11 protein-coding genes are annotated in these 11,976 nt (G+C 69.1%); 8 read left to right on the top strand and 3 right to left on the bottom strand.

The window, feature by feature from the left end:
- Positions 1–71 precede the first annotated feature (71 nt).
- Positions 72–734: a TetR/AcrR family transcriptional regulator gene (locus D7231_RS09245; RefSeq protein WP_120754449.1), complete on the bottom strand. Its 663-nt coding sequence runs from the start codon at positions 732–734 to the stop codon at positions 72–74.
- A gap of 113 nt (positions 735–847) precedes the next feature.
- On the opposite strand from D7231_RS09245, the gene D7231_RS09240 reads away from it, so the two are divergent.
- Together D7231_RS09240 and D7231_RS09235 are read left to right on the top strand one after the other, a co-directional pair.
- On the top strand, positions 848–2,440 hold the full coding sequence (locus tag D7231_RS09240) for an MFS transporter (protein ID WP_120754448.1): 1,593 nt from the start codon (positions 848–850) through the stop codon (positions 2,438–2,440).
- 114 nt (positions 2,441–2,554) lie between these two features.
- Positions 2,555–2,938 (top strand): peptidase inhibitor family I36 protein, encoded by a 384-nt coding sequence (locus tag D7231_RS09235; protein ID WP_422396689.1) that lies wholly within the window; start codon positions 2,555–2,557, stop codon positions 2,936–2,938.
- Between the two features lie 76 nt (positions 2,939–3,014).
- Here the strand turns inward: D7231_RS09235 and aceE are convergent, their stop codons facing one another.
- Positions 3,015–5,747 (bottom strand): pyruvate dehydrogenase (acetyl-transferring), homodimeric type, encoded by a 2,733-nt coding sequence (gene aceE / locus D7231_RS09230; RefSeq protein WP_120754447.1) that lies wholly within the window; start codon positions 5,745–5,747, stop codon positions 3,015–3,017.
- A 480-nt stretch (positions 5,748–6,227) separates the two neighbouring features.
- Here aceE and D7231_RS09225 point away from each other — a divergent pair, with 480 nt between their 5' ends.
- From D7231_RS09225 to D7231_RS09200, 6 genes are all read left to right on the top strand, one after another.
- Positions 6,228–6,650, top strand: a complete 423-nt coding sequence (locus D7231_RS09225; protein ID WP_116211480.1) for a DUF3052 domain-containing protein — start codon at positions 6,228–6,230, stop codon at positions 6,648–6,650.
- A gap of 168 nt (positions 6,651–6,818) precedes the next feature.
- A complete protein-coding gene (locus D7231_RS09220) occupies positions 6,819–7,277 on the top strand; it encodes a peroxiredoxin (RefSeq protein ID WP_120754446.1) in 459 nt (152 codons plus the stop codon).
- Between the two features lie 136 nt (positions 7,278–7,413).
- Positions 7,414–7,989, top strand: a complete 576-nt coding sequence (locus D7231_RS09215; RefSeq protein WP_030369882.1) for a TerD family protein — start codon at positions 7,414–7,416, stop codon at positions 7,987–7,989.
- Between the two features lie 121 nt (positions 7,990–8,110).
- Complete coding sequence (locus D7231_RS09210; RefSeq protein WP_120754445.1) at positions 8,111–8,686, top strand: TerD family protein; 576 nt, start codon at positions 8,111–8,113, stop codon at positions 8,684–8,686.
- Between the two features lie 49 nt (positions 8,687–8,735).
- On the top strand, positions 8,736–9,887 hold the full coding sequence (locus D7231_RS09205; RefSeq protein WP_120754444.1) for a DUF475 domain-containing protein: 1,152 nt from the start codon (positions 8,736–8,738) through the stop codon (positions 9,885–9,887).
- Between the two features lie 128 nt (positions 9,888–10,015).
- On the top strand, positions 10,016–10,759 hold the full coding sequence (locus D7231_RS09200; RefSeq protein ID WP_120754443.1) for a TerD family protein: 744 nt from the start codon (positions 10,016–10,018) through the stop codon (positions 10,757–10,759).
- 110 nt (positions 10,760–10,869) lie between these two features.
- Here the strand turns inward: D7231_RS09200 and D7231_RS09195 are convergent, their stop codons facing one another.
- Positions 10,870–11,754 (bottom strand): TerD family protein, encoded by an 885-nt coding sequence (locus D7231_RS09195; RefSeq protein ID WP_120754442.1) that lies wholly within the window; start codon positions 11,752–11,754, stop codon positions 10,870–10,872.
- Positions 11,755–11,976 lie beyond the last annotated feature (222 nt).

Here is an 11,976-nt window from a genome sequence, read left to right as displayed (position 1 = left end):
GGTGACTGCGGAGTCCGTGAGCTATCTCACGTTTGAGTGGGGGGAATTGGGCACAAGCATGGTTTTCTCGATCAAGTGCGCCAGTTTTCCGCCAATGCCGGGCCCAGCTGGTCCAGATAGGCCACGGTGAGCTCCCGGAGATCGTCCAGGCCGCCCTCCCCGCGCTCCCCCCAGGCCCGGGTGGTGACGCGCATCACCCCGCCGAACGCGGCCACCAGGACGTGCGGCCGGGGGTCGGCGTGCGGATCCAGCCCCTCGCGCCGCGCGATCTCCAGGGCCAGCCCCTCCTCCACCTCCGACAGCGACCGCAGCCGCGCCGCCAGCAGCTGGGGCGTCGACTCGATCAGCCCGTACGTGCGCATGTGCAGCTCCAGCGGCACGACCGCCTCGATGACGGCGCGCGCGCCGTCCCACGTGTCGAGGACGGCCTCGCGCAGGGCGGGCAGCGGGGCCTCGGCGGCGGGCCGCGAGCGCAGCGCGGCGAGGAAGAGGGCGTCGACGGCGCTCTGTATCGCCAGCGCGACCTCCTCCTTGTTCGCGAAGTAGCGGAAGAAGGTGCGCTGGGAGACCTCCGCGGCCTCGGCGATCTCGTCGACGGTGGTGCGCTCGTAGCCCTTGCGGGAGAACAGCTCCAGGGCGGACCGGATCAGGGTGTCCCGCGTGCGCCGCTTCTTGCGCTCGCGCAGTCCGGACGGGGCCGCCGGACGGGCCGCCGCGCCCTCGATCGACTGCATGAACTTCTCTCCTCCGCCACGTTTGTGCTGCTCAGGATAGCGATCCGACGTTATGACAGACACCCGCGGATGTCGCGTGCAGTCAATTGTCAGGGACTGACATAATTCTTGGCATGACGTCTCAGACCGCTGTCGCCGAGGCGCAGCCGGAGCTCGGTGCCCGCAAGGGGCTCCGCGGCCACCCCTGGCTGACCCTCGTTACCGTGGCGATAGGCGTGATGATGGTCGCGCTCGACGGCACGATCGTCGCCGTCGCGAATCCCGTGATCCGGGATGACCTCCACGCCTCGCTCGCCGATGTCCAGTGGATAACCAACAGCTACCTCCTCGCCCTCGCGGTCGCGCTCATCACCGCGGGCAAGCTGGGTGACCGGTTCGGTCACCGGCTGACCTTCCTCATAGGTACCACCGGCTTCGCCGTCGCCTCCGGAGCCATCGCGCTCTCCGGCAGCGTGTCGGCCGTCGTCGTCTTCCGGGTCCTCCAGGGCCTGTGCGGCGCGCTGCTGATGCCGGCCGCGCTCGGCCTGCTGCGCGCCACCTTCCCGGCCGGGAAGCTCAACATGGCCGTCGGCATCTGGGGCATGGTGATCGGCGCCTCCACCGCCGGCGGCCCCATCCTCGGCGGCGTCCTCGTCGAACACGTCAACTGGCAGTCGGTGTTCTTCATCAACGTGCCCGTCGGCGTCGTCGCGCTCGTCCTCGGCCTCGTCATCCTCAGGGACCACCGGGCCGCCCACGCCCCGCGCTCCTTCGACCTCCCCGGCATCGGCCTGCTCTCGGCGGGGATGTTCTGCCTCGTCTGGGCGCTGATCAAGGCCCGCGACTGGGGCTGGGGCGACGCGAAGACCCTGCTGTTCCTCGCGGGCGCGGTCCTCGCCCTCCTCCTCTTCGCCTTCTGGGAGGTCAGGGCGCGCGAACCGCTGCTGCCGCTGCGGCTCTTCCGCTCCGTGCCGCTGACCGCCGGCACCGTCCTGATGCTGCTGATGGCGTTCGCCTTCATCGGCGGCCTGTTTTTCGTCACCTTCTACTTGCAGAACGTGCACGGCATGAGCCCCGTCGACTCGGGCCTGCACCTGCTGCCGCTCACCGGCATGATGATCGTCGGCTCGCCCGCCGCGGGCGCGCTCATCACCCGTGTGGGGCCGCGGATCCCGCTGGTCGTGGGCATGCTGCTGACCACCGCCGCCTGCTTCGGCATGGCCCGCCTCGAACCCGGCTCCGGCACGGGCGTGATGTCGGTGTGGTTCGCCCTCTTCGGCCTCGGTCTCGCCCCGGTCATGGTCGGCGCCACCGAAGTCATCGTCGGCAACGCCCCGCTGGAGCACGCGGGCGTCGCGGGCGGCCTGCAACAGGCCGCCATGCAGGTGGGCGGCTCGCTCGGGACGGCCGTCCTCGGTGCCGTCATGGCCGCCCGCGTCGACGACACCCTGCCCGGCAAGTGGGCGGAGGCGGGGCTGCCCGCCGGCACGCCGCAGCAGGCGGCCGGGGCGGCGGACGCCGTCGCGGTCGGTGTGGCCCCGGTGCCGCCCGGGGCGCCGCCGGAGCTGGCGGGCAAAATCACGGACATTGCGCATGACACTTTCGTGTCAGGGATGAGCCTGTCCTTCACCGTCGCGGGCGTCGTCGCGGCCTGCGCCGCCTTGGTGGCGCTGTTCACCAAGCGCGGATCGAACCCCGAGGCAGCGGCCGGCGCGGCCCACATCTGACCCGGACGCACGCCTTCCCCTATCAGGGCCCCGCACCGCGGGGCCCTCTTGGCAGCGCCCGTCACTCCCGTCAGGATGCGGTGTGCGACAACGCCGACACAGGGAGTGATGTTCATGCGTACGATCCGCACCGTCGCCGCCGCCGTGGCCGCGTCCGCCGGGCTGGCCCTGCTCTGCGCGCCCACGGCCGGTGCGGCGGCCGCCGCGGGCAAGGAGCGGCTCGGCCCCTGCGCCGCCGGGCAGCTGTGCCTGTGGACGAAGACCGACTTCCACGGGACGCGCAGCACGAGCGAGCTCGCGGACATCGGCATCGAGGATTGCGTGACCTTACCGGCGGGCGGCAGCGCGGCGTCCCTCGCCAACCGCACGGGGCGCCCTGTTACTACGTATCAGAGCGCTACGTGCGCGGAGACGGGTGAGTTCACCACTTACCCGTCGGGGACGTGGGTCCCGGAGAGCCCGTATGTCGTACGGGCGTACAAGGTGTGGGAGCACTAGCTCCTTCGCAAACTGCCGCCGCCCCCGGCCAGCAGGGCTGGCCGGGGGCGGCGGCAGGAGGGATGAGGCGGAGCGACTACGCGTCGCCGCCCGCGGCGCCCGGGTCGGCAGCCGTGACGTCCAGCAGCTGGTAGCGGTCCACCGCCTGCTTCAGCACGGAGCGGTCGACCTTCCCCTGCTTGGCGAGCTCGGTGAGCACGGCCAGGACGATCGACTGGGCGTCGATGTGGAAGAAGCGACGGGCCGCGCCACGCGTGTCGGCGAAGCCGAAGCCGTCCGCACCCAGCGACTGGTACGCACCCGGCACCCAGCGCGAGATCTGGTCCGGCACGGCACGCATCCAGTCCGAGACGGCCACGAACGGACCCTCGGCGCCCTGGAGCTTCTGCGTCACGTACGGAACGCGGAGCTCCTCCTCCGGGTGCAGGAGGTTGTGCTCCTCGGCCTCGACGGCGTCCTTGCGGAGCTCGTTCCAGGAGGTGGCCGACCAGACGTCCGCCTTGACGTCCCACTCCTCGGCGAGGATCTTCTGGGCCTCGATCGCCCACGGCACCGCCACGCCCGAGGCGAGGATCTGGGCCGGGATCGCGCCCTTCTCACCCTGCGAGAAGCGGTACAGACCCTTGAGGATGCCCTCGGCGTCCACGTCCGCCGGCTCGGCCGGGTGCTGGATCGGCTCGTTGTAGACGGTCAGGTAGTAGAAGACGTTCTCGGCGTTCTCGCCGTACATCCTCCGCAGACCGTCCTTGACGATGTGCGCCATCTCGAAGCCGAACGCGGGGTCGTAGGAGACGACGCCCGGGTTGGTGGACGCCAGCAGCTGCGAGTGGCCGTCGGCGTGCTGGAGGCCCTCACCGGTCAGCGTGGTGCGGCCCGCAGTGGCGCCGAGCACGAAGCCGCGCGAGAGCTGGTCGGCCATCTGCCAGAACTGGTCGCCCGTGCGCTGGAAGCCGAACATCGAGTAGAAGACGTAGACCGGGATCAGCGGCTCGCCGTGCGTCGCGTAGGCGGAGCCCGCCGCGATCAGCGAGGCCGTGCAGCCCGCCTCGGAGATGCCGTCGTGCAGCATCTGGCCGGTCGGCGACTCCTTGTACGCGAGCAGCAGCTCGCGGTCCACGGACTCGTACTGCTGGCCGAGCGGGTTGTAGATCTTGGCCGACGGGAAGAACGCGTCCATGCCGAAGGTGCGGTACTCGTCGGGGGCGATCAGCACGAAGCGCTTGCCGATCTCCTTGTCCCGCATGAGGTCCTTCAGGATGCGGACGAACGCCATGGTGGTGGCGATCGACTGCTGGCCCGAGCCCTTCTTGGCGGTCGCGTAGGCCTTGTCGTCCGGCAGGGCCAGCGGCTTCGACCGGTCGACACGCGTCGGCACGTAACCACCGAGCGAGCTGCGGCGGTCGTGCATGTACTGGATCTCCTCCGAGTCGCGACCCGGGTGGTAGTACGGCGGCAGGCCGGACTCCAGCTCCTTGTCGGCGATCGGGATGTGGAGACGGTCACGGAAGCGCTTGAGGTCCTCGACCGTGAGCTTCTTCATCTGGTGGGTCGCGTTGCGGCCCTCGAAGTTCGGACCCAGGGTCCAGCCCTTGACGGTCTGCGCCAGGATCACGGTCGGCTGGCCCTTGTGCGCCTTGGCCGCCGCGTACGCCGCGAAGATCTTCTTGTGGTCGTGACCGCCGCGGCCCAGGTGCAGGATCTGGTCGTCGGTCATGCCCTCGACCATCTTGCGGAGACGGTGGTCGTCGCCGAAGAAGTGGTCACGGATGTACGCACCGGTCTCGGTGGCGTACGTCTGGAACTGGCCGTCCGGGGTGCTGTTGAGCTTGTTGACCAGGACGCCGTCCCGGTCCTGCGCCAGCAGCGGGTCCCAGGAGCGGTCCCACACCAGCTTGATCACGTTCCAGCCGGCGCCGCGGAACTGCGACTCCAGCTCCTGCATGACCTTGCCGTTGCCGCGCACCGGGCCGTCGAGGCGCTGGAGGTTGCAGTTGACGACGAAGGTCAGGTTGTCCAGGCCCTCACGGGCGGCGATGGACAGCTGGCCGAGCGACTCCGGCTCGTCCATCTCGCCGTCGCCCAGGAACGCCCAGACGTGTGACTTGGAGGTGTCGGCGATGCCGCGCGCCTCCATGTAGCGGTTCATGCGGGCCTGGTAGATCGCGCCGAGGGGGCCGAGGCCCATCGAGACGGTCGGGAACTCCCAGAAGTCCGGCATCAGCCGCGGGTGCGGGTAGCTGGACAGGCCGTAGGGGGCCTTGGACTTCTCCTGGCGGAACGAGTCCAGGTGCCGCTCGGAGAGCCGGTCCAGCAGGAACGCGCGGGCGTAGATGCCCGGGGAGGCGTGGCCCTGGAAGAAGATCTGGTCGCCGCCGTCGCCCTCGTCCTTGCCGCGGAAGAAGTGGTTGAAGCCCACGTCGTACAGCGAGGCGGAGGAGGCGAAGGTGGCGATGTGGCCGCCGACGCCGATGCCCGGGCGCTGCGCCCGGGAGACCATCACCGCTGCGTTCCAGCGGGTCGCGTTCAGGACCTTGCGCTCGATCTCCTCGTTGCCGGGGAAGAACGGCTCGTCCTTGGTCGCGATGGTGTTGACGTAGTCCGTGCTGCGCATCTCGGGCACGGCGACGCGCTTCTCGCGAGCCCGCTCGATCAGGCGAAGCATGAGGTAGCGGGCACGTTCCCGGCCTCGCTCATCGACGGCTGCGTCGAGCGAGTCGAGCCACTCCTGGGTCTCTTCGGGGTCGAAGTCCGGGACCTGGCTGGGAAGGCCGCCAATGATGATCGGGTTGCGATCGGATCCGGAAGCCACGCTGTTCCTTCGCTGTTCGGTCGTGGTCGTGCTCTGCACGCGATGTTGCTGCGCACGCGGTCAAATATGGGGCTGCTTATCTGGCGCCGGCTCCCATCGTGGACCGCGGCGGCGGAAACGTCATCTCTACTGGGCGGTAACCACCACTGGTGAGACGAAGCAGCGTTTGTTGGTCGCCCGGGGCGGCCAAATCGCAACCTTACGCCCCCAATGGGGGTTCCCCGTGTACGGCTGTTCGGGGTCGCTCCGGGGAATCACATGGAGTAACTTCGCAAAAGGGGTGAAGTTCTGTGTTGTGAATCACTTTCCCCTCCCGCCTCAGGGTTGGAGTTGCCACAGGAGGGCCGCGTCCGTCAACGTTCCGGCGGTCCGGATGGCCGGGTACTTGCGCGATCCGTCCGTCACGTGTGGACTACCGCCAATGCCTCGCGTATGCGAGGAACACAAGACACTTTCTCGAAAGATGACAGGAGGCAATCCGTGAGCGCGACCGCGGACCACGCGGAGGAGCGGACCAACCCTGCCGCCAGGCTGGGTTTCCAGCCCGGACAGGTGGTCCAGGAGATCGGCTACGACGACGATGTCGATCAGGAGCTCCGCGAGGCCATTGAGGAGATCACCGGCCAGGACCTCGTCGACGAGGACTACGACGACGTGGCCGACGCCGTCGTCCTGTGGTTCCGTGACGAGGACGGCGACCTGACGGACGCGCTCGTGGACGCCATCGGCATGCTCGAGGACGGCGGGGACATCTGGCTGATGACCCCGAAGACCGGCCGCGACGGCTACATCGAGCCGAGCGACATCAACGAGGCGTCGCAGACCGCGGGCCTGAGCCAGACCAAGAGCATCAGCGTGGCCAAGGACTGGACCGGCACCCGCATGGTCGCCCCCAAGCGCTAGCCCCCGGGCAGGCGCCCGACACCCGCACCGAGCCCCCCGGCAGCACGCTGCCCGGGGGGCTCCGTGCGTCCCCCGGACCCCGCAGTGACACACTGGCCGCCTACCCGCCGGTGGCCGGGGCCGGGCACGGCTCCCGGGGCCGGCCCCGCCGAGAGAAGGATTTCGAACATGGCGATCGAGGTCGGCACCAAGGCTCCGGACTTCGAGCTGAAGAACCAGCACGGCGAGACCGTCCGGCTCTCCGACTTCCGTGGCGAGAAGAACGTCGTCCTGCTCTTCTACCCCTTCGCCTTCACCGGCGTCTGCACCGGCGAGCTGTGCGCCCTGCGCGACGAGCTGCCGAAGTTCGTCAACGACGACGTGCAGCTCCTGGCCGTCTCCAACGACGCCCCGTTCTCCCTGCGCGTCTTCGCCGAGCAGGAGGGCCTGACCTACCCGCTGCTCTCCGACTTCTGGCCGCACGGCAACGTCAGCCGCGAATACGGCGTCTTCGACGAGGAGAAGGGCTGCGCCGTGCGCGGCACCTTCATCATCGACAAGGAAGGCGTCGTGCGCTGGACGGTCGTCAACGGCCTGCCCGACGCGCGCGACCTGGACGAGTACACCAAGGCGCTCGCCGCGCTCTGAGCCGGCCGCGCCGAGAACCATGCCATCGGCGGGAACCGGTCACTAGGATCCAGACGTTGACCGGTTGCCATCGCACAACCGGGGGCGCAGGTGAGAGGCGAGGCCTCCGCGCCCCCCTCGAACCTATGGAGGACTCGTGGGAGTCAGTCTCAGCAAGGGCGGCAACGTCTCGCTGACCAAGGCGGCCCCGAACCTGACCGCGGTCATCGTCGGTCTCGGCTGGGACGCCCGTACCACCACCGGTACGGACTTCGACCTGGACGCCAGCGCGCTGCTGACGAACGACCAGGGCAAGGTCGCCAACGACCAGAACTTCGTCTTCTTCAACAACCTCAAGAGCCCCGACGGCTCCGTCGAGCACCAGGGTGACAACCTCACCGGTGAGGGCGAGGGCGACGACGAGGTCATCAAGGTCAACCTGGCCGGTGTGCCCGCCGACGTCGCCAAGATCGTGTTCCCGGTCTCGATCTACGAGGCCGAGTCGCGCCAGCAGAGCTTCGGCCAGGTGCGCAACGCCTACATCCGCGTCGTGAACCAGGCCGACAACACCGAGCTGGCCCGCTACGACCTCAGCGAGGACGCCTCGACCGAGACCGCCATGGTCTTCGGCGAGCTCTACCGCCACGGCGCCGAGTGGAAGTTCCGCGCCATCGGCCAGGGCTACGCCTCGGGCCTGCGCGGCATCGCCCAGGACTTCGGCGTCAACGTCTGACCAGGACAGACCGCCCGCGTCCGGCGCCGCACCCCCTCCCGGGAGTGCGGCGCCGGACGCGCACCGGCGCCCCGCGGGAAGTCCGGGGCGCCGGATCTCGACTCGGGGAGGAAACAAGATCATGGGCGTCACGCTCGCCAAGGGAGGCAATGTCTCCCTCTCCAAGGCCGCACCCAACCTCACCAATGTGACCGTCGGTCTCGGCTGGGACGCGCGCTCCACCACCGGAGCCCCCTTCGACCTGGACGCCAGCGCCCTGCTGTGCGCCACGGGCCGCGTGCTCGGCGACGAGTACTTCGTCTTCTACAACAACCTCAAGAGCCCCGAGGGCTCCGTCGAACACACCGGCGATAACCTCACCGGTGAGGGCGAGGGCGACGACGAGACGATCCTGGTCGACCTGACCAAGGTCCCCGCCGCCTGCGACAAGATCGTCTTCCCGGTGAGCATCCACGACGCCGACGTCCGCGGCCAGAGCTTCGGCCAGGTCAGCAACGCCTACATCCGCGTCGTCAACCAGGCCGACGGATCCGAGCTCGCCCGCTACGACCTCAGCGAGGACGCCTCCAGCGAAACCGCGATGATCTTCGGCGAGGTCTACCGCTACGGAGGCGAGTGGAAGTTCCGGGCCGTGGGGCAGGGGTACGCATCAGGTCTGCGCGGCATCGCCCTAGACTTCGGGGTCAACGTTTCGTAAAGCCGCGCACGGCGCGGGGGAAACCCCATAACGAAGGATTGGGTAGCCAGTGCTCCTGAAAACCTTTGGTTGGTCGTTCGCCATCACGGCGGCCGGACTGGCCTTGGCCGGTGTGCTCTGGGGGTGGCAGGGGCTCGCGATCGTCGCGATACTGTCCGTCCTCGAGATCTCGCTCTCGTTCGACAACGCGGTCATCAACGCCGGAATCCTCCGGAAGATGAACCCGTTCTGGCAGAAGATGTTCCTGACCCTGGGCATCCTCATCGCCGTCTTCGGCATGAGGCTCGTCTTCCCGGTCGTCATCGTTGCCATCACGGCGAAGCTGGGTCCGATCGAGGCGGTCAGGGTCGCGATTCAGGATCACGACCGCTACGAAGCCCTCGTCACCAGCGCCCACCCGGCCATCGCCGCCTTCGGCGGCATGTTCCTCCTGATGATCTTCCTGGACTTCATCTTCGAGGACCGGGACATCAAGTGGCTCGCCTGGCTGGAGAAGCCGCTCGCCAAGCTCGGCAAGCTGGACACCCTCTCCGTCGTCGTCTCCCTGGTCGTTCTCGTCATCGCCGCCACCACCTTCGCCACCGCCGTTCCGGTGCACGACGGTGAGGGCACGATCGACAAGGCCTCCACGGTCCTGCTCGCCGGTATCGGCGGTCTGATCACGTATCTGATCGTCGGCGGCGTTTCCGATTTCTTCGAGAACCGCCTCGAAGAGGCGGACGAGGACGAGGAAGGGGCCGAGGAGGACGCTGCGCCCGCCGCCGCGGCCAAGGGCACCGGCTCGGTCGTCGGCCTCGCCGGCAAGGCCGCGTTCTTCATGTTCCTCTACCTGGAGGTCATCGACGCGTCCTTCTCCTTCGACGGAGTCATCGGCGCCTTCGCCATCACCAACGACATCTTCGTGATGGCCCTCGGTCTGGGCATCGGCGCCATGTACATCCGTTCCCTGACGGTCTTCCTCGTCCGCAAGGGGACCCTGGACGACTACGTCTATCTGGAGCACGGCGCGCACTACGCCATCGGCGCCCTCGCCGTCATCCTGCTGATCAGCATCAAGTACGAGATCCCCGAGGTCGTCACGGGCCTCATCGGCGTGGTCCTCATCGGGCTCTCGTTCATGTCCTCCGTGATGCGCAACCGCCGCGAGGCGGGCGACGGGGACGGCTCCGGCAGCAAGGCGCAGGTCACTTCCGGGGTGTGACCCTGGCACATTTGAGGAACGCTCTCAGCGGGGCGGTCGTGAGGCTCACCTCACGGCCGCCCCGCGGCAGTTGAGCGCGGAAATCGAGCGGAAAAGTGTGCCGGAAAAAGGTGGGGGGTTCGTCGGTCATGGCGGTCTGGGACAGGTTCTTCAGCAATTGGGGGCGCGCGGCCGCGCAGCAGCTCGACTTCGGCGGGGTCAACGGCGCCGTCGAGCTCACCAAGCGCCATCCCTCGTTCTCCCTCACCAAACAGGGGGCGGTCACCGGAAACCTGCGCGTCAACCTCTCCTGGCGGATGCGCACCTCGGACTTCGGCGACAGGGCCGGGCTCAGCCAGGGGCTGCGGCACCCGATGCGGAAATTCCGGCCCGAGATGGTGCAGGCGCAGGGCCCCGCCATGGTCAACGTGGACCTCGACCTCGCCTGTCTGTACGAGCTCCAGGACGGCTCCAAAGGCGTGGTGCAGCCCCTCGGCAACATACTGGGCAGCATCAACTCCCCGCCGTACGTCCAGCTGAGCGGTGACGACCGCTTCGGGTCCGGATCGGGCGAGACGATCTACATCAACATGGACCACCGCGCCGACTTCAAACGGCTGCTGATCTTCGTCTACATCTATGACGGCACCCCGGCGTTCGACCGTACGCACGCCCTGGTGACGCTCTACCCCGGCAACGGCCCCCGGATCGAGATCGCGCTCGCGGAGCGCGCGCCGGAGGCGCGGTCGTGCGCGGTGGTGATGCTGGAGAACATCAAGGGCGAGATCGTCCTGCGGCGCGAGATGCGGTACGTGTACGGGTTCCAGGCGGAGCTGGACCGGCTGTACGGGTGGGGGTTGCAGTGGGGGAGGGGGTACAAGACGAAGGTGTGACAGGTCCCTCGCGGGGGCGGCACGCCGTCAGTATTCAGCCGTCCGGCGTCTGAGGGCCGGGGTCCGGGGCTGAGCCCCGGGCCGGTCCTGCGGTCGGCGGTGCGCCGCGGCTATCGGGCCGGCAGGAACTGCGGCCCCTGCGGCGGCAGCCGGAACGACGGGTCCGGCCCCGGCCGGTACTGCGGATACCCGTAGGCGGGCGCGCCCGTGGGCGCGGGCTGGTGCGGGTATCCGTACGCGGGCTGGGGCTGGGGCGCTGCCGGTGGCACCGTGGGCGGCGCGGGAGGCGGCGGGGGGTACCCGTATCCCGGCTGGGGCTGGGGCTGGGGCTGGGGCTGGGGTTGCGGCTGGGGCTGCGGTGCCGGGGTGGGTTCGGGTGCCGGCTCCGACGCTTGGGCTGGGGCCTGGGCTGGCGCCTCATCGGTGTCTCCGGTGCCCTCGGACTCCTCCACCGAGATGCCGAACTCCGTGGCCAGTCCCACCAGCCCCGAGGCGTAGCCCTGCCCCAGGGCCCGGAACTTCCAGCCCTCCCCGCGGCGGTAGAGCTCGCCGCAGATCATCGCGGTCTCCGAGCCGGTCTCCGGCTGGACCTCGAACAGTGCGAGCGGCTCGCCGCCCTGCCCCGCGGGGACCGCCGCGGCGTCGTAGAGCAGCACGCACAGGTCCTGCACCCGGCCGAAGTCGCCCCCGTCCGCGGACGCGGCCAGCACGACGCGGTGCACGGACGGCTCCAGGCCGCCCAGGTCGGTCTCGATGGCATCGGTCAGGCCCTCGACCAGCCGCTTCTTCGGCAGGTGGCGGACCGCGCCGGAGGGGTGCCGCGGCTGGTTGTAGAAGACGAAGTCCTCGTCCGAGCGGACGCGGCCGTTCTCGCCCACGAGGAGGGCGGAGGCATCCACGTCCGGGACGCCCGGGCCGGGGGTCCAGCGCAGTACGGCCCGCACGGCGCGGGCGTCCAGCGGGATGTTCGACCCCTTCTGCATGGCGTGCGTCATGCCCGCAATCCTGCCCTCCCACGGCTCCGGGGGACAACGCAGGGGTCGGCGACGATGCCGACGATCACGAAACCGGCACATCGCGTACCCGCGGGCTCCCCGCTCCGACACCTCGGAGACTCATACGGGGACCTAGATTTTCATGCACTTGGGGAACTCTTGACCCGTCGCTGGACGTACGATAATCGGCCACCCTTGCGCCTGGACGAGCCTGAGCGCGGG

Source organism: Streptomyces klenkii, from assembly GCF_003626645.1.
GTDB classification, from domain to species: Bacteria; Actinomycetota; Actinomycetes; order Streptomycetales; family Streptomycetaceae; genus Streptomyces; species Streptomyces klenkii.
Note: the sequence above shows the minus strand (reverse complement) of the source record. Positions and strands in the feature narration are given on the sequence as shown.

Excerpts from the sequence above, each read along its gene's own strand:
- D7231_RS09245 (WP_120754449.1), bottom strand. The coding sequence starts at position 734 with ATGCAGTCGATCGAGGGCGCGGCGGCCCGTCCGGCGGCCCCGTCCGGA.
- D7231_RS09220 (WP_120754446.1), top strand. The coding sequence starts at position 6,819 with ATGGCGATCGAGGTCGGCACCAAGGCTCCGGACTTCGAGCTGAAGAAC.
- D7231_RS09235 (WP_422396689.1), top strand. The coding sequence starts at position 2,555 with ATGCGTACGATCCGCACCGTCGCCGCCGCCGTGGCCGCGTCCGCCGGG.
- D7231_RS09240 (WP_120754448.1), top strand. The coding sequence starts at position 848 with ATGACGTCTCAGACCGCTGTCGCCGAGGCGCAGCCGGAGCTCGGTGCC.
- D7231_RS09210 (WP_120754445.1), top strand. The coding sequence starts at position 8,111 with ATGGGCGTCACGCTCGCCAAGGGAGGCAATGTCTCCCTCTCCAAGGCC.
- D7231_RS09200 (WP_120754443.1), top strand. The coding sequence starts at position 10,016 with ATGGCGGTCTGGGACAGGTTCTTCAGCAATTGGGGGCGCGCGGCCGCG.
- D7231_RS09195 (WP_120754442.1), bottom strand. The coding sequence starts at position 11,754 with ATGACGCACGCCATGCAGAAGGGGTCGAACATCCCGCTGGACGCCCGC.